Origin of the sequence: Cognatishimia sp. SS12 (assembly GCF_028369055.1) — a bacterium.
GTDB lineage: Bacteria > Pseudomonadota > Alphaproteobacteria > Rhodobacterales > Rhodobacteraceae > Cognatishimia.
This window is the reverse complement of sequence record NZ_JAQNCZ010000001.1, coordinates 61,548-83,462: the sequence shown is the minus strand read 5'-3', so window position 1 is coordinate 83,462 and position 21,915 is coordinate 61,548. Positions and strand designations below refer to the sequence as shown.

General features: G+C 59.6%; 22 protein-coding genes. 13 read left to right on the top strand and 9 right to left on the bottom strand.

The window, feature by feature from the left end:
- The first annotated feature begins 28 nt into the window (after positions 1 to 28).
- The 8 genes from N6L24_RS00425 (at position 29) to N6L24_RS00390 (ending at position 7,832) form a co-directional block, all read left to right on the top strand.
- Positions 29 to 400 (top strand): MerR family transcriptional regulator, encoded by a 372-nt coding sequence (locus tag N6L24_RS00425; RefSeq protein ID WP_271842669.1) that lies wholly within the window; start codon positions 29 to 31, stop codon positions 398 to 400.
- Between the two features lie 232 nt (positions 401 to 632).
- Positions 633 to 1,034 carry a MerR family transcriptional regulator gene (locus N6L24_RS00420; RefSeq protein WP_271842668.1) on the top strand — a complete coding sequence of 134 codons (402 nt, stop codon included), beginning with the start codon at positions 633 to 635 and terminating at the stop codon, positions 1,032 to 1,034.
- Between the two features lie 19 nt (positions 1,035 to 1,053).
- Complete coding sequence (locus N6L24_RS00415) at positions 1,054 to 2,829, top strand: acyl-CoA dehydrogenase C-terminal domain-containing protein (RefSeq protein WP_271842667.1); 1,776 nt, start codon at positions 1,054 to 1,056, stop codon at positions 2,827 to 2,829.
- Between the two features lie 9 nt (positions 2,830 to 2,838).
- Complete coding sequence (locus tag N6L24_RS00410; RefSeq protein WP_271842666.1) at positions 2,839 to 3,051, top strand: hypothetical protein; 213 nt, start codon at positions 2,839 to 2,841, stop codon at positions 3,049 to 3,051.
- Between the two features lie 257 nt (positions 3,052 to 3,308).
- Positions 3,309 to 3,950, top strand: a complete 642-nt coding sequence (locus N6L24_RS00405; protein ID WP_271842665.1) for a glutathione S-transferase family protein — start codon at positions 3,309 to 3,311, stop codon at positions 3,948 to 3,950.
- Positions 3,951 to 3,962: 12 nt separating this feature from the next.
- Positions 3,963 to 5,174: an acetyl-CoA C-acetyltransferase gene (locus tag N6L24_RS00400; protein WP_271842664.1), complete on the top strand. Its 1,212-nt coding sequence runs from the start codon at positions 3,963 to 3,965 to the stop codon at positions 5,172 to 5,174.
- Entirely contained in the window at positions 5,174 to 5,650 is a 477-nt protein-coding gene (locus tag N6L24_RS00395; protein ID WP_271842663.1) for a cupin domain-containing protein, read from the top strand. Before N6L24_RS00400 ends, N6L24_RS00395 begins: the two co-directional genes overlap by 1 nt.
- Positions 5,643 to 7,832: a 3-hydroxyacyl-CoA dehydrogenase NAD-binding domain-containing protein gene (locus N6L24_RS00390; RefSeq protein WP_271842662.1), complete on the top strand. Its 2,190-nt coding sequence runs from the start codon at positions 5,643 to 5,645 to the stop codon at positions 7,830 to 7,832. Before N6L24_RS00395 ends, N6L24_RS00390 begins: the two co-directional genes overlap by 8 nt.
- Positions 7,833 to 7,886: 54 nt before the next feature.
- Here the strand turns inward: N6L24_RS00390 and N6L24_RS00385 are convergent, their stop codons facing one another.
- Positions 7,887 to 8,531: a sulfotransferase family 2 domain-containing protein gene (locus N6L24_RS00385; protein WP_271842661.1), complete on the bottom strand. Its 645-nt coding sequence runs from the start codon at positions 8,529 to 8,531 to the stop codon at positions 7,887 to 7,889.
- 125 nt (positions 8,532 to 8,656) lie between these two features.
- On the opposite strand from N6L24_RS00385, the gene N6L24_RS00380 reads away from it, so the two are divergent.
- Complete coding sequence (locus N6L24_RS00380; RefSeq protein WP_271842660.1) at positions 8,657 to 9,667, top strand: hypothetical protein; 1,011 nt, start codon at positions 8,657 to 8,659, stop codon at positions 9,665 to 9,667.
- Positions 9,668 to 9,694: 27 nt separating this feature from the next.
- Here N6L24_RS00380 and N6L24_RS00375 read toward each other — a convergent pair whose 3' ends face one another.
- The 6 genes from N6L24_RS00375 to N6L24_RS00350 all read right to left on the bottom strand — a co-directional run bounded on the left by N6L24_RS00375 (position 9,695) and on the right by N6L24_RS00350 (position 15,241).
- The gene (locus tag N6L24_RS00375) at positions 9,695 to 10,501 is read right to left on the bottom strand and encodes a hypothetical protein (protein ID WP_271842659.1); all 807 of its coding nucleotides are present in this window, start codon (positions 10,499 to 10,501) and stop codon (positions 9,695 to 9,697) included.
- Positions 10,502 to 10,720: 219 nt separating this feature from the next.
- Positions 10,721 to 11,353: a uracil phosphoribosyltransferase gene (upp, locus tag N6L24_RS00370; RefSeq protein WP_271842658.1), complete on the bottom strand. Its 633-nt coding sequence runs from the start codon at positions 11,351 to 11,353 to the stop codon at positions 10,721 to 10,723.
- On the bottom strand, positions 11,350 to 12,336 hold the full coding sequence (locus N6L24_RS00365) for an adenosine deaminase (protein WP_271842657.1): 987 nt from the start codon (positions 12,334 to 12,336) through the stop codon (positions 11,350 to 11,352). Before N6L24_RS00365 ends, upp begins: the two co-directional genes overlap by 4 nt.
- On the bottom strand, positions 12,333 to 13,544 hold the full coding sequence (locus N6L24_RS00360) for a phosphopentomutase (protein WP_271842656.1): 1,212 nt from the start codon (positions 13,542 to 13,544) through the stop codon (positions 12,333 to 12,335). The genes N6L24_RS00365 and N6L24_RS00360 overlap by 4 nt, the downstream gene beginning before the upstream one ends.
- On the bottom strand, positions 13,541 to 14,848 hold the full coding sequence (locus N6L24_RS00355) for a thymidine phosphorylase (protein WP_271842655.1): 1,308 nt from the start codon (positions 14,846 to 14,848) through the stop codon (positions 13,541 to 13,543). Before N6L24_RS00355 ends, N6L24_RS00360 begins: the two co-directional genes overlap by 4 nt.
- Positions 14,849 to 15,241: a cytidine deaminase gene (locus tag N6L24_RS00350; RefSeq protein WP_334312303.1), complete on the bottom strand. Its 393-nt coding sequence runs from the start codon at positions 15,239 to 15,241 to the stop codon at positions 14,849 to 14,851.
- Between the two features lie 353 nt (positions 15,242 to 15,594).
- On the opposite strand from N6L24_RS00350, the gene N6L24_RS00345 reads away from it, so the two are divergent.
- Entirely contained in the window at positions 15,595 to 17,874 is a 2,280-nt protein-coding gene (locus tag N6L24_RS00345; RefSeq protein WP_271842654.1) for an NADP-dependent malic enzyme, read from the top strand.
- Between the two features lie 222 nt (positions 17,875 to 18,096).
- A complete protein-coding gene (locus tag N6L24_RS00340) occupies positions 18,097 to 18,303 on the top strand; it encodes a cold-shock protein (RefSeq protein ID WP_271842653.1) in 207 nt (68 codons plus the stop codon).
- A 52-nt stretch (positions 18,304 to 18,355) separates the two neighbouring features.
- Here N6L24_RS00340 and N6L24_RS00335 read toward each other — a convergent pair whose 3' ends face one another.
- The gene (locus tag N6L24_RS00335; RefSeq protein WP_271842652.1) at positions 18,356 to 19,117 is read right to left on the bottom strand and encodes an NAD kinase; all 762 of its coding nucleotides are present in this window, start codon (positions 19,115 to 19,117) and stop codon (positions 18,356 to 18,358) included.
- A 178-nt stretch (positions 19,118 to 19,295) separates the two neighbouring features.
- On the opposite strand from N6L24_RS00335, the gene glyA reads away from it, so the two are divergent.
- Complete coding sequence (glyA, locus tag N6L24_RS00330; RefSeq protein ID WP_271842651.1) at positions 19,296 to 20,591, top strand: serine hydroxymethyltransferase; 1,296 nt, start codon at positions 19,296 to 19,298, stop codon at positions 20,589 to 20,591.
- Positions 20,592 to 20,683: 92 nt separating this feature from the next.
- On the opposite strand, the gene N6L24_RS00325 is transcribed toward glyA, so the two are convergent.
- Positions 20,684 to 21,058 carry a hypothetical protein gene (locus N6L24_RS00325; RefSeq protein ID WP_271842650.1) on the bottom strand — a complete coding sequence of 125 codons (375 nt, stop codon included), beginning with the start codon at positions 21,056 to 21,058 and terminating at the stop codon, positions 20,684 to 20,686.
- 72 nt (positions 21,059 to 21,130) lie between these two features.
- Here N6L24_RS00325 and N6L24_RS00320 point away from each other — a divergent pair, with 72 nt between their 5' ends.
- A complete protein-coding gene (locus N6L24_RS00320; RefSeq protein WP_271842649.1) occupies positions 21,131 to 21,892 on the top strand; it encodes an alpha/beta fold hydrolase in 762 nt (253 codons plus the stop codon).
- The last annotated feature ends 23 nt before the right edge of the window (positions 21,893 to 21,915 follow it).

The following is a 21,915-nucleotide window of genomic DNA, read 5'->3' as shown; positions in this document are numbered from 1 at the left end:
CATAAATTCCCCTTAGGGAGATTAAGTCATGACGCCGGAACGTTTAAACTTCAAGGAGATGTGCGCAAAATTCGATGTGACGCCTCGAACGCTGCGCTATTACGAATATATCGAACTCCTGCAGCCAGAGCGCGAAGGGCGCGCCCGGTTTTATGGGCCGCGTGAAATCGCGCGCATGACGCTGATCTTGCGTGGGCGCAAATTCGGCATCAAGCTCGAAGAGCTGCGCCAATGGCTTCTGATGTATGAAGAACAGGGCAGCAAAGCCCAGATGGCGGCCTTTGTGGATGTCGCGAACCGGCAGCTCAAAGATCTGAATGAGCAGCGCGAGCAGTTGGACGAGGCGATCGCCGAGCTGACGAAAGTGCGCGACTACGCCATCAAGTCATCTCAAGACTAACTGACTGTTCTACAATAATTATTTTTTGACTTTCGTGATTCGACCCCGGCGAATGATCTGGCGTTGCCGCCGATCGTGGGGTGATACATGACCTATTTGCACGTTACGTAATAAGGAAGTTACGTCACCTAAATGTTGACGTAACGTACCAGCTGCGTAAACTTCATTTTGCATTGTAACCTTCCGGCATGATCCCATCTTTTGGGTATCGGATAGCAAATGAGGTCTGCGAATGACTGAACAATTCATGACCATCCGTGAGATGTGCGACACCTTTGATGTGACCCCGCGCACCCTGCGGTTTTATGAGGCGAAAGAGCTTTTGTTTCCTGTTCGTGAGGGGCAAAAACGCCTGTTTACACGCCGGGACCGCGCTCGGCTGAAGCTGATCCTGCGGGGCAAGCGTTTTGGTTTTTCGCTCGAGCAGATCCGGCAATTGCTGAACCTCTATGACATGGGGGATCAACAGCAGACGCAGCTGACAGAGACCTATGCCGTCGCGCAGGAGCGCCTCGCGGATCTAGAGCAGCAGCGCGAAGAGCTCGACGCCGCCATCGCTGACCTCAAAGAGCAGATGAAGTGGGGCGAAAAAATGCTCGCCTCGCTCACACAATCGAAAAAGGCGGCGGAATAACCGCACGCGGGAGGAAGACATGCCAATTTACAATGCCCCCACCGACGATCTGCAGTTTGTGCTGCATGATGTTCTGAACATCAGCGCCAGCGATGTCGCAGGCTTTGCCGATCTTGATCGCGAGTTTACGCAGGCCATTCTGGACGAGGCCGGCAAGCTGGCCAGCGATGTGCTGGCCCCGCTGAATGCCAGCGGCGATCAAGAGGGCTGCGGTTTTGAAAACGGTGTCGTGACAACCCCAAAGGGCTTCAAAGAGGCTTTTGAGCGTTTGAAAGAAGGGGCCTGGCCGGGCATCGACATGCCCGAAGCCTATGGCGGACAAGAGATGCCCGTGGTGCTTGGCACCGCTGTTGGCGAGCTTTTCTCAGCCGCCAACCAATCTTTCACCATGTATCACGGTCTGACCCACGGCGCGGCGTCGGCCATTCTGGCGCATGGCACCGCGCAACAGAAAGACACTTATCTGCCTAAAATGGTCAGCTGCGAGTGGACCGGCACCATGAACCTGACAGAGCCGCATTGCGGCACGGATCTGGGGCTGATGCGCAGCAAAGCGGTGCCGCAGGACGATGGCAGCTATCAGATCAGCGGGCAGAAAATCTTTATTTCTGCGGGCGATCACGACCTTTCTGACAACGTCATTCATTTGGTGCTGGCCAAAATCCCCGACGGACCAGACGGCATCAAGGGCGTTTCGCTCTTCATAGTGCCCAAGTTTCTGGTCAAAGATGACGGCAGTCTGGGCGCGCGCAACGGCGTCTCTGTCGGCAATATCGAAACAAAGATGGGCATTCACGGCAATGCCACTTGCGTGATGAATTATGACGGGGCCACGGGCTATCTGCTCGGCGAGCCGCACAAGGGCATGCGCGCCATGTTCACCATGATGAACGAAGCGCGCCTTGGCGTTGCCATGCAGGGTCTGGCGCAGGCCGAGGCCGCTTATCAGAATGCCGTTGCCTATGCCAAGGATCGCCTACAGGGCCGCGCTGTCACCGGCGCGGAAAACCCCGATGGCCCGGCAGACCCGCTGATTGTCCATCCGGATATCCGCCGTGCCTTGATGGATCAGAAAAGCTTTGTCGAGGGCGCGCGCGCGTTCCTTCTGTGGGGGGCTGAGATGATCGATCGCGCCCACCGCGCCGATGATTCAGCGGCCGATGGCATGATTTCCCTGCTGACCCCGGTCTTGAAAGGCTTTCTGACCGATCAGGGGTTTGACATGACCGTGCAGGCCCAGCAGGTCTTTGGCGGCCATGGCTATATTGAAGAACACGGCATGAGCCAATTCGTGCGCGATGCGCGTATCGCCATGATCTACGAAGGGGCCAACGGTGTGCAGGCGCTGGATCTGGTCGGTCGCAAGCTGGCGCAGGATGGCGGAAAATACGTCATGGCTTTCTTTGAGATGGTCAAGGATTTCTGCAAAACCCACGGCGAGGACGCGGCAATGGCCGAATTCATCGCGCCCTTGAAGACCGCATCAAAACATCTGCAGTCGGCTGGGATGTACTTCATGCAGAACGGCATGAAAAATCCCAATCACGCCCTCGCCGGATCCTATGATTTCATGCACCTTTTTGGTCATGTCTGCCTCGGCCTCATGTGGGCGCGGATGGCCAAGGCGGCGCAGCAGGCCCTGGCAGAGGGCCGTGGCAATGCGGCGTTTTATGAGGCCAAGCTGACCACCGCCCGGTTTTATATGAGCCGCCGCCTACCCGCGACAGCGCTGCATCTTTCGCGCATCGAAAGCGGCGCAGATCCGGTTATGACCCTGCCCGCCGATGCCTTTTGAGGAGAGCCCATGCCCAAGCGTTTTCGCCTGACCCGCCGCCTGCCCATCGCAATGACCGAAGATGCCTATCGCCGCCTCAAACGGTTTGCTGGCGAGGCAGGGTTGGACGAAGGCGAAGCGCTGTCATTTCTCTTTGAGAATTTTGACGCCATCACCGATGACGAAGGGCTGGCGCACCGACTGCGTCAGTTCAATCTGGAGCTTGAAGCGCGCAAACGCTGACCGCGTGCAGATCTGAGGGGGGGAGCCATGAGTATTTGTAAAAAGGTGAATGATGTCACCCCGCCCGCAAGCGCCTGTCTGGGGGCGATGCGGGCGCGGCTTCACCTTTTGCGGTCATCGGCTCTCCAGCCTGTACCGCAGATCGAATAAGTCAGAAGTTTCCTCATAATTCGTAAACCGCCTTCATCTTTTTAGAAATACTCCACGGGGGTGCGGGGGTGTGAAACCCCCGCTTGAACAACCAAAAGGACATGCTGATGAGCATCAAACTGCATTGCTTTGGAGAAAGCGGAAATGCCTATAAGGCCGCGCTGGCGCTGGAACTCTCCGGCCTGAAATGGGAGCCGGTGTTTGTCGATTTCTTCAATGGCGCAGCGCGCACGCCCGACTATTTGCAGACGGTAAATGAAATGGGTGAAGTGCCGGTTCTGGTGGATGGCGATTTTCGCCTCAGCCAATCCGGGGCCATTCAAGCCTATATTGCCGAAAAAACCGGGAAGTTTGGCGGCACCACTGCAGAAGAGCGCTATCAGGTGCTGCGTTGGGTGCTGTGGGACAATCACAAACTCTCAAGCCAAAATGGCATCACCCGCTTTTTGCTCAACTTTCTACCCGCCGAAAAGCGCCCCACAGAAGCGATTGCCTTTCTGCAAGGGCGGCTGAAGGCGGCTTATACCACGCTGAACACCCATCTTGAGGGGCGCGACTGGATTGTCGGCGATGCGCTGACCAACGCGGACCTCTCGTGCTGCGGCTACCTCTATTATCCCGAACCCTTTGGGTTTGAACGCGCCGACTGGCCGAATATCGACCGGTGGCTGTCCAACATCTCTGCGCTGCCCGGTTGGAAAGCGCCTTATGATTTGATGCCCGGTCGCCCCAGCGACCGCGGCCTGTAAAGGAGACCTTGCATGTCTGACGCCTATATTTATGACGCGGTACGCTCCGTGCGCGGCAAAGGCCGGCCCGATGGTGCCTTGCACGAAGTCACCGCCCCGCGCCTGAGCGCCGTGGTGCTGAATGCGCTGAAATCCCGCAACGCGCTTGAGGGCCATGCCGTCGAGGATGTGATCTGGGGCAATGTCACCCAGGTCGCCGAACAAGGGGCCTGCCTGGCGCGCACCGCGGTGCTGACATCTGATCTGGATGAAAGCATCCCTGGCGTGTCAATCAACCGTTTTTGCGCCTCTGGGCTTGAGGCGGTCAATATGGCCGCCAATCAGGTGCGCGGCGGCGGCGGCGATGCCTATATCGCGGGCGGCGTTGAATGTATGAGCCGCGTTAAGATGGGCATGGATGGCGGCGCGATTGCCGTTGATCCGTCGATCGCCATTGATAATTATTTTGTCCCCCAGGGCATCTCGGCCGATATCATTGCCACCGAATATGGTTTCACCCGCGATCAGGCCGACGCCATGGCAGTGGAAAGCCAGCGCCGCGCCAAAGCGGCCTGGGACGCCGGGTATTTTGACAAATCTGTTGTGCCCGTCACCGACATCAATGGTCTGACCATACTGAATCATGACGAATACATGCGCCCGGGCACCGATATGCAGGCGCTTGGCAGCCTGAAGCCATCGTTCAAGGACATGGGCGAGGTGATGCCGGGCTTTGATAAAATCGCCCTGATGAAATACCCGCATCTTGAGCGCATCAACCATATTCACCATGCGGGCAACTCTTCGGGGATCGTGGATGGTGCCGCAGCCGTGCTGATTGGCAACAAAGAGTTTGGCGAGCGCATGGGGCTGAAACCCCGCGCCCGCATCCGGGCCACGGCCAAGATCGGTACTGACCCGACCATCATGCTGACCGGTCCGGTGCCCGTGACCGAAAAAATCCTGCGCGAAAGCGGGATGAGCATCAAGGATCTGGATCTCTTTGAGGTCAACGAGGCCTTTGCAGCTGTGGTGATGCGCTTCAAGCAGGCCTTTGATGCGGACCCTGACAAGGTCAACGTCAATGGCGGCTCGATTGCCATGGGCCATCCGCTGGGGGCAACCGGCGCGATGATCCTTGGCACCTTGCTGGATGAATTGGAACGCAGCGACAAGGAAACCGGGCTTGCCACGCTGTGTATCGGCTCGGGCATGGGCGCGGCCACGATTATCGAGAGGGTCTGATGCCCAAGGTTGACTTGACCTCCATCGCGCCGCGCACCGGCACCGTCTATCCGGCCGCGTTTCACGCCGAGATGGCCGGGCGCAGCAGCCTGCGGTTCAGCGATGCCGCCGGGCTGACGCAGTTCGGGGCCAATATCACCATTTTGCAACCCGGGGCTAAATCCAGCCTGCGCCATTGGCACGAGACACAGGATGAACTGGTTCTTGTGATCTCGGGCACCGCGACACTGCTGGATGATACCGGCGAAACACTGCTGCACGCGGGCGAGTGCGCCGCCTTTCCCGCCGGGGATGGCAATGGCCATTGCCTGCGCAATGACACAGACCAAGAGCTGCGCTTTCTCGCCGTTGGCGCACGCACAGAAACAGAGATCGCGCATTACAGCGATCTGGACATGACAGCGCACATCCGGGACCGGGACATCCGGTTTACCCACAAGGATGGCACACCCTATGGGGAGAGACGAGATGAGTGATTTCACATTGACCAAAGACGCCGAGGGCATCGCCACGCTGGTTTGGGACACCCAAGGCAAAAGCATGAATGTGCTGAACCTGGACGCCCTGAAAGAGCTGGAGGCAGCCATCGACGACGCGCTCGCAGATGAGGCCATCAAAGGCATCATCCTGACCTCGGGCAAAGAGGGGTCCTTTGCTGGCGGCATGGATCTGAACATCATTGCCAAGATGAAAGCCATGGCGGGCGATAACCCGGCGCAGGGGCTGTTTGATGGCATCATGAACATGCACCGCATCCTGCGCAAAATTGAGCGCGCGGGCATGGAGCCAAAGACCAACAAGGGCGGCAAGCCGATTGCATGTGTCATGCCCGGCACCGGGCTGGGCATTGGGCTTGAAATCCCGCTGGCGTGTCACCGGATTTTCGCCGCAGACAACCCAAAGGCCAAGATCGGCCTGCCCGAAATCATGGTCGGGATCTTCCCCGGCGCAGGCGGCACCACGCGGCTGGTGCGCAAAATGGGGGCTATGGCGGCGGCGCCTTTCTTGCTGGAAGGCAAATTGAGCAGCCCCGCCAAGGCCAAGCAGGCCGGCCTGATCGACGAGGTCAGCGCTGATCCAATGGCCGACGCACGCGCTTGGATTTTGAGCGCGCCAAAGATCGTCAAACCCTGGGATGAAAAAGGCTATAAAATCCCCGGAGGCGCGCCTTATCACCCGGCAGGTTTCATGACGTTTGTCGGAGCCTCTGCCATGGTGCACGGCAAAACCTGGGGGGCCTACCCGGCGGCCAAAGCGCTGCTGTCCGCGGTCTATGAAGGGGCGCTGGTGCCCTTTGATACCGCGCTGAAGATCGAGGCGCGCTGGTTCACCAATGTGCTGATGAACCCCAGCTCGGCGGCGATGATCCGCAGCCTCTTTATCAACAAGGAAGCGCTGGAAAAAGGCGCAAGCCGTCCGGACGTTGCCGATGAGACCGTGCGCAAGATCGGCGTATTGGGCGCCGGCATGATGGGCGCAGGCATTGCGCTGGTGTCGGCCAAAGCGGGCATCGACGTGGTATTGATCGACCAAAACCAAGAGGCCGCCGATCGGGGCAAAGCCTATAGCGCGACCTATGCCGACAAGGGCATTGCGCGTAAGAAATCCACGCCCGAGCAGAAGGAGGCCCTGCTGTCGCGCATCACGGCCACCACCGATCTTTCAACCCTCAAGGATGTTGATCTGATCATCGAAGCGGTGTTCGAAGACCCCAAGGTCAAGGCGGAAATGACCCAAAAGGTTGAAGCGATCATTCCTGAAGATGCGATTTTTGCCTCCAATACTTCGACCCTGCCGATCAGCGATTTGGCCAAGGCCTCGGTGCGCGCAGAGCAGTTCATTGGCATTCACTTCTTTAGCCCGGTGGAAAAGATGATGCTGGTTGAGATCATCAAGGGCGCTCAGACGGGCGACCGGGCTGTGGCCAAGGCGCTGGATTTCGTGCGTCAGATCCGCAAGACCCCGATTGTCGTGAATGATGCGCGGTTCTTTTATGCCAACCGCTGCATCATCCCCTATATCAACGAGGGCTTGCGCATGATCGGCGAGGGGGTCGCCCCTGCCCTGATCGACAATGCGGCGCAGCTTTTGGGCTTCCCGGTTGGGCCGCTGCAGTTGGTCGATGAAACGTCGGTCGAGCTGGGGGCCAAGATCGCCCGCGCCACCAAGGCGGCGATGGGGGATGCCTATCCCGACGATGCCGTGGATGATGTGATTTTCTTTATGGAAAGCGCAGGCCGTCTTGGCCGCAAAGCGGGCGCAGGCTTTTATGACTATGACGAGAAGGGCAAGCGCCAGGGCTATTGGACAGGGCTGGCAGACCAATTCCCCCGGCTGGAGCAGCAGCCCGAGCTGACAGAGGTGCAAAATCGCCTGATGTTCGCGCAGGTGCTGGAAGCGGTGCGCGCGCTGGAAGAAGGCGTGCTGGAGGATATCCGCGAGGGCGATGTTGGCGCAATCTTGGGCTGGGGTTTCGCCCCCTGGTCCGGAGGCCCCTTTAGCTGGCTGGATATCGTCGGCAGCCCCTGGGCCGCAGAAACCGCCGACCAGTTGGCGGCAGCCCATGGTGCGCGCTTTGCCTGCCCCGAATTGCTGCGCGACATGGCAGAGAAGAACCAAAGCTTTTATGGCCGGTTTGACACCAGCAAAGCTGCCTAAAAAACAATCGCGCCTGCCGGATTTCGGCGGGCGCGTTCCTTTCAGACCGCTGCGCTAGAACTGATAGCCAAATCGCACGATGTCCTGCGCGCAGATAGTCTCAACGATGGCCGCGGTTTCTTCATCATAATACGCCCGGTGGTCTTTGCCGCGCTCAGAAGCGTTCACGTGGGGCAGATCGAGCGCGAACCCAAGGTGGTCAAACAGCGGGGCCGCATCTGTCTCAAAAGCCTCAAGCCGGATGAAAAGATCGCAGGCCTCCTGCCCGTCAATTGAGGTCACATACCGGCCATAGGGCATGTTGCGCAGTGACATCTGCGTATGTGGATGCAGAAGAAATTCTTTGAATGTCAAAGACTTCGCCAGAATAACCGCCGTATGTTCAAACTTTTGTTCGCGCAGCCAATGAAAATAGCTCACGAGCCGATCCCAGGGGTTGCGCACCAAGGTAAAGGTAAAAAACGCCTGCACCTCTTCGGGCGTCACCATTCCGTCAATGTCGGACAAGGTTGAGTGTTTCCACAGCCGCCCGGCGGCCTGCACACCCTTGGTGCGACGGCGGCGGCGCACAGCTTTGGGCGTGTCGCCCATCATTATATCATCTTTCATCGCGCGCGCCTCAAGTGCCAGCGACAGCGCGGTGCCCCCGGTTTTCGGTATGTGAACAAAAATATAGCGACGTCCGCGTGATACGATCATATGAGAACCTTAGCGCGGCAACTGCCTTGGGGCCAGCGGCCAGATCATGCGCCGAATGGTGAATTGCGATAGGCCGCCAAGCGGTGTAAATTACGCACAACAAAAAAACGAGCAGCCTCAGCAATATGACCGCCCTCAATCAATATCAACGGCTCGAAGCCTCTGGCCTGTGGCGCGCAGAGGCAGGCGCGCAGCGCCGCGAGGTGATTGCCTCGATCGGGGATGCGACCCTGTTGATTTCAGACATGCAGGATCGGCCGCTGACCCACTGGTCTATTCCGGCGATTGAACGCGCCAATCCCGGAAAATTCCCGGCGGTGTTTCACCCGTTTGGCGATGCGGATGAAACGCTCGAGTTGGCCGAAGATCAACATGAGATGATCGATGCCATCGAAAAACTGCGCCGGGCCATTCACCGCCATGAGCCGCGCCCGGGCCGCTTGCGTAGTGTCGTTCTTGGGGGAAGCCTGCTTGCCATGGTGGCAGGCGCGGTGTTCTGGCTGCCGGACGCTCTGCGCGGCCATGTCACCAAGGTCATGCCCGATCTTAACCGCACGGTGATCGGCCAGGATATCCTTGGTCATCTCAGCGCGGTCACAGGCACGCCCTGCCGCAAACCCGCGCTGACGCCGACACTGAAACGGCTGGCAGAGCGGGTTGGTGCCAAAGAGATCATCGTGGTGCCCAGCGGCATTCGCAGCACTGCCGCCCTGCCCGGCAAGATTATTCTCTTGTCCCGCGCAGTCCTTGAGGACACCGAAGATCCCGCGGTGGCAATCGGCTATCTCGTGGCAGAAAGCCTGCGCATGCAGCAAAATGATCCGCTTGAAAAACTGCTGGAAACCGGCGGGATCAGCGCAAGCTTTCGCTTGCTGACGACGGCAGAGCTGACGCCTGAGACGCTCAAGGCATTCTCTGAAACCCTTGCCAGCAGCGATCCAGCTCCGTTGGACATGGCGGCCCTTGCAGCGCATTTCAATGCCCTGCGTCTGCCTGCGACACCCTATGCCTATGCGGTGGACATCTCGGGGGAAACCACAATCGATCTGATCGAGGCGGATGCCGTGACCGGCGTGCAAGAGCCGGTTTTGAAAGACGGAACCTGGGTGGCGCTGCAGGAAATCTGCAGCACCTGATCTGTGCTAAAGCGCGTCAGAGTTTGATTACCCGCCCGCAGGCACGGTGATGACATCGCGGGCCCGCACGGATTTTAGACGGCGCGGCACAGTGTTGGTCCAGATCATTTCCATCTTGGCTTTGCCATTGAAGGTCTGCTCGGCGCGGCGCGGGTTCAGGCGATCATCGTCCCAGACGGATTTATAACCGCGCGGCGGTTTCGCCACGGTCACGGCATTGCCGCGCGCCTCATAGACATGACGCGGCACCACGCGGGTATTGCCGGGCACCTGCCCCTCAACCACAACCTGCCCCCGGACAATGGCACTGGCGGGCAGCGGTATGAGCGGCTGCGCGGCGCGGCGCAGTTTCAGGCCAGCGCGGCGGGGCTGGCTGGCAGCCAGGGTTGCACTGGTTGCGCCCTGCGCCTGCGGGCCGCAGCGCACGGCGGCGCTGGGATGGGTCTGATAGCGTGCTGAGACCGCATTGCCGCCGGTACACTGCGTGGCAGCGACGGTCTGCACCTCTGTGATCACCGGCGCGGGGGCCGGGGGCGCGACGGGCGCAAGCATTGGCGTGGTTCGCACAGCTTTGACGGTTGTGGTGCTGCGGTAGCTTGCTGTCGCAGGTTTGCTCACAACAGGGGCGGCTGCCGCAACAGTGCGGGTGCTTGCGGTCGGTGCCGGGTTGCTTTCTTCGGGGGTGAGCGTGATCACCGTCGGTGCCGCCACAGCGGTATTGCGCACGGTTTCCCCGGCACTGAAAGTCGGCTTGAACCCGCAGACCAGTTTACGGTCCCGTGTCACACGCGGCACCCAGTTGGTCGACCCATCCACACCTGCGCGGATAAACACGCAGCCACTGCTGTCTACGAATTGACGGCCCTTAAAGGACGCTGGTGGCAATTCTTCAGGAGAACCATCCTTGCTCAGACCCAGGGCGTCTACTGATGATAAACCCAGGATCGAAGCGACAACTGCGATTGCGATTGTTTTTGTTAACTGCATCATGCCCCCACAAGATATGGGGGCAGTGTAGACGCATTCCGCTATATGAGTAAAGCGTGCATAGACCTATTTTGTGCCAAACATACGGTCGCCTGCATCCCCAAGCCCAGGCACGATATAGCCCTGCTCGTTCAGACAGTCATCCAGCGCCGCTGTGACGATTGGCACATCTGGATGCGCCTCTTTCATGCGCGCGACCCCTTCGGGGGAGGCCAGCAGACAAAGGAAATGAATATTGGTGGCCCCGGCCTGCTTTAGCAGATCAATAGCCGCCACAGACGAATTCCCGGTGGCGAGCATCGGATCAACCGCAATCACCGGGCGCTTGCCCAATTGCGGCGGCACTTTGAAATAATACTGCACCGGCTCCAACGTTTCTTCGTCGCGGTATAGCCCGACAAAGCCGACCCGCGCCGATGGGATCAGCTCAAGCATGCCGTCCAAAAGGCCGTTGCCCGCCCGCAGGATCGACACCAAAGCCAGCTTATGCCCAGCCAAAACGGGCGCATCCATTTCCTGCATGGGGGTCTCAATCAACTGTGAGGTCAGCGGCAGATCGCGCGTAACCTCATAGGCCAAAAGCTGGCTGACCTCGCGCAGGAGCTGGCGAAACTCAGCGGTCGAGGTTTCTTTCTTGCGCATCAGCGTCAGCTTGTGCTGCACCAGCGGGTGGTCAACGACCGTCAAATGTTGTGTCATGTGCTCTCCAGAGTCTTCAGCACCCGCGCGCGGGTGTCCTCATCGCAAAAGGCTGCATGGGCAGCCGTGGTGTTCAATTGTGTAAAGTCATCCGCCTGCCAGCCAAAGGCCGCTTCCAGCATCTCATATTCGCGCCGCATATTGGTGCCAAAGAAGGGCGGGTCATCCGTTGAAACGGTCACTTTGACACCGGCGTCGCGCAGGGTCTGAATGGGATGTGCCGCGATGTTTGGATATAGCCCCAACACCACATTTGAGCCGGGGCAAACCTCCAACGTGATCTGGCGGTCTGCCAGTTCACGTACCAGCGCCGCATCTTCGATGGCACGCACCCCATGGCCGATGCGCACCACATTCAGATCATTGATCGCCTCACGTACGCTGTCGGGGCCGCCAAATTCACCGGCATGGGTGGTCAGCTTCAGCCCCGCCTCACGCGCCATGTCAAAGGCATAGGCAAAATCCCCCTGATGGCCCTTGCCCTCATCGCCCCCCATGCCAAAGCCGGTGATCCAATCGCCCGCAGTTTCGGCCGCGCAAAGCGCGCTGGATTTGGCCGCCTCGGGGCCGAAATGGCGCACGCAGGTGACAATGCCGCGCAGGATGATGCCATACCGCGCCTCAGCCGCTTCAGCCGCCTCGCGGATCGCATGCAGATATTCGCGCCAGGCCGATACATCCCCGCCGCCACAAAAATCCGGCGACAGGAATGTTTCGCAATAGATCACATTGTTTGCAGCGCTTTGCTCCAGCACCGCGGTGGTCAGACGCCCATAGTCCTCGGGCGTTTTCAGCACCGAGGTTGCCGCTTCGTAGACCGACAGGAAATGCACGAAATCGCGAAAACCATAGCTGCCATCAGGTCGGAAAATACCCGCGAGGTCGACCTTTTTCTCAAACGCCAATTGCCGGATCAAATCAGGCGGCGCAGCCCCTTCGTGGTGCAGGTGCAATTCCACCTTGGGCAAATCTGCGACAGTCATAGAAAGCTCCTTCCCGGCCCAGAGGCCGGCACGCCAAGATGCGCCGCGACACTTGCCGCCACATCCGAAAATTTCACCCGACCGGCAGAGCCGCTGCCAGCACCATGGCAGAGTACCGGCACGCATTCGCGTGTATGATCCGTCCCCACCCAGGTCGGATCATTGCCGTGATCTGCGGTCAGGATCAACAGATCGTCGGGCCGTAGCCGGGGCAGCAGCGCGCCGACTTCCCGGTCAAACCACTCCAGCGCGCGGGCGTAACCCGCAACATCCCTGCGATGCCCATAAAGGCTGTCAAACTCGACGAAATTGGCGAAACACAGGCAGCCATCCGGGGCGCTGTCTATCGCCGCCCCCAGATGCTGCATCAGCGCCGAGTCATCGCCCTTGTGCAATTCATCGATCCCTTGCATGGAAAAGATATCGCCGATTTTACCTATGCCGACAACGTGCTGGCCCGCGGTCTGCACCCAATTCGTCAGCACCGGCTCAGGCGGCACAATCGCATAATCGCGCCGGTTTCCGGTGCGTTGAAACCCGATGTCAGCACTCCCCAAAAAGGGGCGCGCAATCACGCGCCCAATCTTGCGGGCATGCAGCAGCGGCGCAATCGCTTCGCAGAAACTCAGCAGCCGATCAAGGCCAAAGCTTTCTTCATGCGCGGCCACTTGAAACACACTGTCTGCCGAAGTGTAGCAGATCGGATAGCCGGTTTGCATGTGCAGCGCGCCGAGGTCTTTGATGATCTCGGTACCCGAGGCGTGGCAATTGCCCAAAATGCCATCCACCCCACCACGCGCCAAAATCTCATTGACCAGATCGACTGGAAAAGCCGGGCGTTCATCCGGGAAATATCCCCAGTCCCAGGGCACCGGCACGCCAGCCAGTTCCCAATGCCCGGAAGGTGTGTCCTTGCCGTTTGACTGTTCTGTTGCGACGGCCCAGAACCCGCTGTGCGTGGCGCTGAGCCCGGGTGCGGCATCGCCGGTGGCCTGCTGCAGCGCTGCGCCAAGCCCCAGCGCGACCAGATTAGGAAGGTGAAGCGGCCCGCTGCGCCCGTCGTCAGCCTGCCCCGCGGCGCAAGCCGCAGCAATATGCCCCACGGTATTGGCCCCGGTATCCGGCACCGTGCCGTTGAAAAACAGGTGGGCATCTGGCGCGCCGCCGATGCCAACGGAATCCATCACAATCAGAAACGCCCGGCTCATCCCGTGACCCTCTGCAACACCAGCGGCGCGATGTCTGGGGCTTTGGGGCCTACATGAATGGCCGCTTTGACGGCGTCAGCCGCCGCCAACGCCGCACTCTCGCGCGCGGCATGGATGCGCAGCAGCGGCGCGCCTTTGCTGACCTTCTGGCCCAAAGGCACGACATCGGAAAACCCGACGGCCGGATCAATTCGGTCGCTTTCAACCTGACGCCCGCCACCAAGCGCCACGACCGCCAGACCCAGCGCTTCGCCATCAATCGCGGTGACAAATCCCGCTTTTGGTGCAGGCACTTCGATAATCACCGGAGCTTCGGGCAGGAAACGCGCCCAGTTGTCTGCAAAGGCCACCGGACCGCCCTGGGCATACACCATGCGGCCAAAAACCTCGGCTGCGCGGCCATTTCCCACCGCTGCCCTGATCTGCGCCGCGCCGGCGTCGGCGTTTTCTGCCAGCCCGGCCTCCGCCAACAGCCCACCACCGAGTGCTGCGGTCAGCTCCAATAGCGGGCCGTTTTGTCCTTCACACAGCACGCGCATGACTTCGCGAATTTCCAGCGCATTGCCCAGTGCCGGTGCAATCGGCGCGTCCATATTGGTGACAAGCGCTGTCGTGGGACACCCGGCGAGGTTGGCTGTGCGCACCAGCGATTGCGCCAAGGCCTGCGCCGCCTCGGGGGTTTTCATAAACGCCCCGCTGCCGCATTTCACGTCAAGCACCAGATGCTCCAAGCCGGCGGCCAGTTTTTTGGACAGGATCGAGGCGGTGATCAGATCAAGGCTTTCAACGGTGCCGGTGACATCGCGGATCGCGTAAAGCCGTTTGTCCGCCGGGGCGATATTGGCGGTTGCGCTGACGATCGCGGTGCCGCAGCCTGCCACCACGTCGCGGAACCGCGCCTCGCTGAGGTCAACTGAGACGCCGGGTATGGCTTCCATCTTGTCGAGCGTTCCGCCCGTGTGGCCAAGCCCCCGCCCCGAGATCATTGGCACGTAGCCGCCGCAGGCCGCCAGCGCCGGGGCAAGCACCAGCGACACGCAATCCCCGACGCCCCCGGTGGAATGTTTGTCAATCACCGGGGCATCCAGATCCCAGACCAGACAGTCGCCGCTGTCGCGCATGGCGCAGGTCAACGCGGCGCGGGCCGCGTCCGAAAGGCCATTGAGGCAAATCGCCATGGCAAACGCCCCGGCCTGGGCATCGCTGACACGGGACTCCGCCAGCCCCGCCGCAAACCAGCGCAGCGCCTCTTCTGACGGCTCTTCTGCCTGTCGCAGACCGCTGATGATCGCGCGGGCGTCCATTCAGGTATTCTCCAGATGCGCCTCGGTAAAGGCACCGGGCATCAGCTCTGCCAATGTCATGCGCACCTCTGCCCCCTCGGTGGTCGCCATCGTAACCGCGACGTCACCCGCGCCAAATTCGATCAGTTTTTGCCGGCAGCCGCCACAGGGGGACACAGGTGTCGGCGCATCGGCGACAACATAAACCTCGGTCAACCGGGTCTGCCCCGCCGCAATCATGGCCGCAATCGCCCCCGCTTCGGCGCAGGTGCCTTCGGGGTAGGCCACGTTTTCCACGTTACAGCCGCAATAAACCACGCCATTTTCTGCGATGAGTGCCGCGCCAACCTTGAAGTTGGAATAAGGCGCATAGGCATTTTCGCGCACGGCCAGGGCGTTTTCTCTCAGGGACATAGCTGTATCCTTCTTGATTGTTCTGTTTTGCCCAGCTTGACCTTGCCCCGATGGGGGGCGTCAACCCCCGCGCATCAAAACGATGTCGCAGCGGTGTTCTTTCGCTTTTTAACCCAATGGTCAAAAATGACAAGCAAGCGACTCAGCGGCGGGCAGGCCACGGCGGCCTTTGCCTCTGCGGTCCCGGTTTTCACAATGTTAACGCCAACATAACCTCAGCTGTTGCACCGCTGCCGAAAATCCGGGTCTAATCGTCGCCACAGAGGTAGTTCCGCATTGCAATTTTAGACCGCTTGTTTTCTACCGCAGTCAGTTAGTTTAACGTTAAACGACCCGGTGAAGTGGAGAGACGCATGTCCGATGATAGCAAAGAGAACCAACGCCAAGCTGCCCTCGACTATCATGAATTTCCCAAGCCCGGAAAGCTGGAGGTCCGCGCCACCAAGCCGCTGGCCAATGGGCGCGATCTGTCGCGCGCCTATTCCCCCGGCGTTGCCGAGGCCTGCGTTGAAATCAAGGCTGACCCAAGCCAAGCCAGCCGCTATACCGCGCGGGGCAACCTCGTGGCGGTTGTCTCCAACGGCACCGCGGTTCTGGGTCTGGGCAACATCGGCGCATTGGCATCTAAACCAGTGATGGAAGGCAAGGCCGTTCTCTTTAAGAAATTTGCCAATATCGACTGTTTTGACATCGAAGTTGATGAAACCGACCCTGAGAAGCTGGCCGACATTGTCTGCGCCCTCGGCCCGACCTTTGGCGCGATCAACCTTGAGGACATCAAAGCCCCTGACTGCTTTGTCGTGGAAAAGATCTGCCGCGAGCGCATGAATATCCCGGTTTTTCATGATGACCAGCACGGCACTGCCATTGTTGTCGGGGCCGCCGCGACCAATGCGCTGCGGGTGGCGGGCAAATCATTTGAAGACATCAAAATCGTGTCCACCGGCGGCGGCGCAGCGGGCATCGCCTGCCTTAACATGTTGCTCAAACTGGGTGTGAAACGCGAAAACGTTTGGCTCTGCGATATTCACGGGCTGGTCTACGAAGGCCGCACCGAAGATATGAACCCGCAGAAAGCCGCCTTTGCCCAGGCCTCGGACCTGCGCACATTGGACGAGGTGATCGAAGGGGCGGATCTGTTCCTTGGGCTCTCAGGCCCGAATGTGCTGAAACCGGAAATGGTCGCCAAGATGACCAAGCAGCCGATCCTCTTTGCACTGGCCAACCCAACGCCCGAAATCATGCCGGAGATTGCCCGCAGCGTTGCGCCGGATGCGATCATTGCCACTGGCCGCAGCGATTTCCCCAACCAGGTCAACAACGTACTGTGTTTTCCTTTCATCTTCCGCGGGGCGCTGGATGTGGGGGCAACCGATATCAACGACGCGATGAAGATCGCCTGCGTTGAAGGCATCGCTGAACTCGCGCGGATCACGACATCGGCCGAGGCGGCAGCCGCCTATTCTGGCGAAGAGCTGACCTTTGGCGCGGACTATCTGATCCCCAAACCGTTTGACCCGCGCCTTGTCGCCATTGTCTCGGGCGCTGTGGCGCAGGCCGCGATGGACAGCGGGGTGGCAACCCGGCCGATCGAGGACATCGAAGCCTATAAAGAGCGGCTGAATGAAAGCGTGTTCAAATCAGCGCTTTTGATGCGCCCGATCTTTGACGCCGCCGCAACCGCCAGCCGCAAGATTGTCTTTGCCGAAGGCGAGGATGAGCGCGTGCTGCGCGCGGCGCAGGCCATTTTGGAAGACACCACCGAAAAGCCGATCCTGATTGGCCGCCCCGATGTGATTGAGCAGCGCTGCGAACGCCTGGGCCTGTCCATTCGCCCAACCCGTGATTTCGAACTGGTCAACCCAGAGAACGATCCGCGGTATCGCGACTATTGGGAAACCTATTTCAACCTGATGGCGCGCAAAGGTGTCACCCCGGATATTGCCCGCGCCATCATGCGCACCAATACCACGGTGATCGGCGCAACCATGGTGCATCGCGGGGAGGCCGACAGCCTGATCTGTGGCACCTTTGGCGAATTCCGCTGGCACCTGAATTACGTGACGCAGGTGCTGGGCACACCAGAGTATCAACCCCATGGCGCGCTGTCGTTGATGATCATGGATGACGGGCCGCTGTTCCTTGCGGACACCCATGTCTGGTCCCTGCCCGCGCCAGAGCAGCTGGCCCTCGTGGCGCAGGGGGCCGCCCGCCACGCCCGCCGCTTTGGCGTCGAGCCGCGCATCGCCTTTTGTTCACAATCGCAATTCGGCAACCAGAAAGAAGGGTCCGGCAAGCGCCTGCGCGACGCCATTGCCATTTTGGATCAGATGGATACGGATTTTGAGTACGAAGGCGAAATGAACGTCGATGCGGCGCTTGATCTTGAACTCTGCGCGCATTTGCACCCCGGCCACCGCCTGACCGGCCCGGCCAATGTGCTCATCTTCGGCCATGCGGATGCGGCCTCTGCCACGCGCAATATTCTGAAAATGAAATCAGATGCGCTTGCCGTGGGCCCAATCCTGATGGGCATGGGCAACCGGGCGCATATCGTGACGCCATCCGTCACAGCGCGCGGCCTGCTGAACATGGCGGCGATCGCGGGCACACCTGTCAGCGAATACAGCTAACGGCGCGTTGGCAAGACAGATATCATCACATCCCCGGCCTAACCGCCGGGGAATAACGCGCATTCTTCTTTACAAGCCCTGCGGCCCATGTCATGGCTTGGGCGCACGACGTGCCTTCTATCGTTTACCTGTCTTTGCCTACGGCGACCACGCATTCGATTCTGCACAGACGCCGAGGACCCAGCGCATACTGCGGTTGGGCTTAATTTAGGAGAGACGGTTATGCCTACAGGCACCGTAAAATGGTTTAACACCGACAAAGGCTACGGCTTTATTGCACCAGAAGATGGCGGCAAAGACGTTTTCGTTCACATCCGCGCCGTACAGCGCGCAGGTCTTGAAGGCCTGGCGGACAACCAGAAAGTGACTTACGAGCTGGAAGCTGGCCGCGACGGTCGCGAAAGCGCCGGTGAAATCTCCCTGCTGTAATCAGCAATGAGATCTGGAATTGAAACGGGCTCCTTCGGGGGCCCGTTTTCATTTAGACGAACTGTTCGCGAATCAAACGTTCTTCCAGCCCATGGCCGGGGTCAAACATGATCTTGTGGCGCACGGAAGGGTCGGATTTGATTTCAACCGACACCACATTGCGCACCGAGCGGCTGTCAGCGTCCGCCATAACGGGCCGCTTTTGCGGGTTCACGACCTCAAAGCGCACGGTGGCGTTCTTGCGCACCAGCGCCCCGCGCCAACGCCGGGGGCGAAAGGGTGCAATCGCGGTCAGCGCCAGCACATCTGAGCCGATGGGCAAGATCGGCCCATGCGCGGAATAATTATAGGCGGTGGAGCCCGCCGGCGTGGACAGCAGCGCGCCGTCACACACCAGTTCATCCATACGCAGACGATCATCAATCCAGATGCGCAGCTTGGCCGCCTGCGGCCCCTGCCGCAGCAATGAAACCTCATTGATCGCCAGCGCGCGGGATTGGCTGCCATCCTGACAGGTGGCCAGCATGGACAGGGGGTTGATCTCTTCGATCTCGGCGTCCTTCAGCCGGTCAAGCAAATCCGCCTCATGATATTCGTTCATCAGGAACCCAACGGTGCCCCGGTTCATGCCATAGACAGGCACGTCAAGTTCCTGAAACCGGTGCAGCGTGTGCAACATGAAACCATCGCCCCCCAGCGCGACGATCACCTCGGCCTCTTCGGGGGCACAATTCCCATAGCGCCCGATCAGCGCCGCCCGCGCCGATTGCGCGGTTTCGGCCTCCGAAGCGAGAAATGCGATTCTATCGGCCATGCTGCCTGCCCATATCCTGTTTCCAAAGCCCGTCATGTGGTTCCGAAAGAAACACAAGTTTACCCGACACACCAGAGAAGAGGTCCAGATTTCCCAAGCGGGCCTGTTTCTGCGCTTCCAATTTGAAAATGTTTCCTTTAGGAAACTCGCAAAATCACTTCTATTCGGAGCACCGCACATGAACGCCCCTACCCGTGACACCGGCTTCTTTACCGAGTCCCTCTCCACGCGCGACCCGGAACTTTTCGGATCCATCACCGATGAGCTGGGCCGCCAGCGCGATGAGATTGAGCTGATCGCTTCGGAAAACATCGTCTCGGCCGCTGTCATGGAAGCGCAAGGCTCTGTGCTGACCAACAAATATGCCGAAGGCTACCCGGGCCGTCGCTACTATGGCGGTTGCCAATATGTGGATGTGGCGGAAAACCTGGCCATCGACCGCGCCAAGCAGCTGTTTGGTTGTGACTTTGCCAATGTGCAGCCCAATTCAGGCTCTCAGGCCAACCAAGGCGCGTTTCAAGCGCTGATCCAGCCGGGCGACACCATTTTGGGCATGAACCTCGCCTCCGGTGGCCACCTGACTCACGGCGCTGCGCCAAACCAATCGGGCAAGTGGTTCAACGCCGTGCAATACGGTGTGCGCAAGCAGGACAACCGCATTGATTATGACGAAGTTCAGGCCCTGGCGAACGAACATAAACCCAAGTTGATCATTGCCGGCGGCTCGGCCATCCCGCGCCAGATCGACTTTGCCAAATTCCGTGAGATCGCCGACAGCGTTGGTGCTTATCTGATGGTTGATATGGCGCATTTCGCCGGTCTGGTTGCGGCAGGCGAACACCCATCGCCCTTCCCCTATGCCGACATCGCCACCACCACCACGCATAAAACCCTGCGTGGCCCACGCGGTGGCATGATCCTGACCAACGACGAAGCGATTGCAAAAAAGGTCAACTCTGCAATCTTCCCCGGCATTCAGGGTGGCCCGCTGATGCATGTCATCGCAGCCAAGGCCGTCGCCTTCGGTGAGGCGCTGCGCCCAGAATTCAAAACCTATCAAAAGCAGGTCCGCGCCAATGCCGTAGCGCTGGCGGACCAACTGATGAAGGGCGGGCTGGACATCGTGACCGGCGGCACCGACACCCATGTGATGCTGGTCGACCTGCGTCCCAAAGGCGTCAAGGGCAATGCCACCGAAAAGGCCCTGGGCCGTGCGCATATCACCTGCAACAAAAACGGCATCCCGTTTGACCCAGAAAAACCGATGGTGACATCCGGCATCCGTCTGGGCACACCTGCGGGCACAACCCGCGGCTTTGGCGAAGCGGAGTTCCGTCAGATCGCAGACATGATCATCGAAGTTGTCGAAGGCCTTGCCGCCAATGGCGAAGAGGGCAACGCCGAGGTGGAAGAGAAAGTAAAGACGCAGGTCGCAGAGCTTTGCGCGCGCTTCCCGCTTTATCCAAACCTCTGATTTCGATCCACCCCTGACATCTGAACGCCGCCTGCAACTGCCGGGCGGCGTTTTTCATTGCCGCCTGGCAGGTGCGGGCGACGCTTTACTGGCTAGAGATACCCGCGCCAAATCAGCACGCCAATAATCAGCGCAAAGATCACGATGCCCTGAAAGGCCAGCGTGCCCAGAAACCCAAGCAGCAGCCCCTTGCGCCGATCGACGCGATCATAAGCTTCGATCTCGCGCAGCAGGGTCGCATAGGGTTTGATCAGCTTGTCTGATTGCAACTGATAGGCCGTCTTGGGGTTTTGCGCCTGGCACTGGGCGCGGATCAGCACCCCCGCGGCGCGATGGGCGGATTTTGGCAGACGGCGGCCGATTTTGCGCATCGCCTGCCCCAGATCATCGCTGCGAAAGCCAAACCGGCGTTCAATCAGCGACAGCAGCTTGCCGATATCGGCATTAAATTCCGTGTGATCCAGCATGGCAGTGCCTCCCGCGCCCAGTCTACCACGGGCAAGGCTTGCTCAACAGGGGCGCTGTGCTATCAGGGACGCATGTTGAATATGATCACCCATGGCAGCCCCACCGACCAACCGCCTCTGCTGATTGTGCACGGGCTTTACGGCTCTGCGCGCAACTGGGGGGTGGTGTCCAAGAAACTTTCCGATGAACGGCAGGTCATCGCCGTGGACAACCGCAACCACGGCGACAGCAAACGCACAGACAGCCACAGCTATCACGATTTGGCGAGCGATCTGGCCGAGGTGCTGGCCGACATCGGCCCAGCCGACGTCATGGGCCACTCCATGGGCGGCAAAGCAGCCATGGTGCTGGCTGTGCAACGCCCAGAGCTGGTGAACCGGCTGATCGTGGCCGACATTGCGCCGGTGGCCTATGGCCACACGCAGTTGCCGTTCATTCACGCCATGCGGGCGGTAGACCTTGAGGCCGTGGAAAAACGCTCCGACGCGCTGGAAATGCTTGCAGCTGCGGGGGTCGAAGACGCCACTTTGCGGTCGTTCTTTACCCAATCACTGGACCTGAAGGCCAAACGCTGGAAGCTGAACCTAGATACGCTGGAGGCCGAGATGACCAAAATCATGGGCTTTCCGGATAATATCAGCGGCAGCAATTCGGGCCGCACGCTGTTTTTGTCCGGCGGAGACTCTGACTATGTGCTGCCAGAGCACCGCGCAAAAATCCGAGATATGTTTCCCAAGGCGGCGTTTGTCAAAATCTCAGGCACCGGCCATTGGCTGCACGCGGAAAAACCAACCGAATTCATCGCAACCGTGCGGGCGTGGTTGAATCGATAGGTGAGCTAAAGAAAAGGCGGGGT

Bases quoted from the DNA above. Each gene is read 5' to 3' on its own strand.
- N6L24_RS00425 (WP_271842669.1), top strand. From the start codon at position 29: ATGACGCCGGAACGTTTAAACTTCAAGGAGATGTGCGCAAAATTCGAT.
- N6L24_RS00420 (WP_271842668.1), top strand. From the start codon at position 633: ATGACTGAACAATTCATGACCATCCGTGAGATGTGCGACACCTTTGAT.
- N6L24_RS00415 (WP_271842667.1), top strand. From the start codon at position 1,054: ATGCCAATTTACAATGCCCCCACCGACGATCTGCAGTTTGTGCTGCAT.
- N6L24_RS00410 (WP_271842666.1), top strand. From the start codon at position 2,839: ATGCCCAAGCGTTTTCGCCTGACCCGCCGCCTGCCCATCGCAATGACC.
- N6L24_RS00405 (WP_271842665.1), top strand. From the start codon at position 3,309: ATGAGCATCAAACTGCATTGCTTTGGAGAAAGCGGAAATGCCTATAAG.
- N6L24_RS00400 (WP_271842664.1), top strand. From the start codon at position 3,963: ATGTCTGACGCCTATATTTATGACGCGGTACGCTCCGTGCGCGGCAAA.
- N6L24_RS00395 (WP_271842663.1), top strand. From the start codon at position 5,174: ATGCCCAAGGTTGACTTGACCTCCATCGCGCCGCGCACCGGCACCGTC.
- N6L24_RS00390 (WP_271842662.1), top strand. From the start codon at position 5,643: ATGAGTGATTTCACATTGACCAAAGACGCCGAGGGCATCGCCACGCTG.
- N6L24_RS00385 (WP_271842661.1), bottom strand. From the start codon at position 8,531: ATGATCGTATCACGCGGACGTCGCTATATTTTTGTTCACATACCGAAA.
- N6L24_RS00380 (WP_271842660.1), top strand. From the start codon at position 8,657: ATGACCGCCCTCAATCAATATCAACGGCTCGAAGCCTCTGGCCTGTGG.
- upp (WP_271842658.1), bottom strand. From the start codon at position 11,353: ATGACACAACATTTGACGGTCGTTGACCACCCGCTGGTGCAGCACAAG.
- N6L24_RS00365 (WP_271842657.1), bottom strand. From the start codon at position 12,336: ATGACTGTCGCAGATTTGCCCAAGGTGGAATTGCACCTGCACCACGAA.
- N6L24_RS00360 (WP_271842656.1), bottom strand. From the start codon at position 13,544: ATGAGCCGGGCGTTTCTGATTGTGATGGATTCCGTTGGCATCGGCGGC.
- N6L24_RS00355 (WP_271842655.1), bottom strand. From the start codon at position 14,848: ATGGACGCCCGCGCGATCATCAGCGGTCTGCGACAGGCAGAAGAGCCG.
- N6L24_RS00350 (WP_334312303.1), bottom strand. From the start codon at position 15,241: ATGTCCCTGAGAGAAAACGCCCTGGCCGTGCGCGAAAATGCCTATGCG.
- N6L24_RS00345 (WP_271842654.1), top strand. From the start codon at position 15,595: ATGTCCGATGATAGCAAAGAGAACCAACGCCAAGCTGCCCTCGACTAT.
- N6L24_RS00340 (WP_271842653.1), top strand. From the start codon at position 18,097: ATGCCTACAGGCACCGTAAAATGGTTTAACACCGACAAAGGCTACGGC.
- N6L24_RS00335 (WP_271842652.1), bottom strand. From the start codon at position 19,117: ATGGCCGATAGAATCGCATTTCTCGCTTCGGAGGCCGAAACCGCGCAA.
- glyA (WP_271842651.1), top strand. From the start codon at position 19,296: ATGAACGCCCCTACCCGTGACACCGGCTTCTTTACCGAGTCCCTCTCC.
- N6L24_RS00325 (WP_271842650.1), bottom strand. From the start codon at position 21,058: ATGCTGGATCACACGGAATTTAATGCCGATATCGGCAAGCTGCTGTCG.
- N6L24_RS00320 (WP_271842649.1), top strand. From the start codon at position 21,131: ATGTTGAATATGATCACCCATGGCAGCCCCACCGACCAACCGCCTCTG.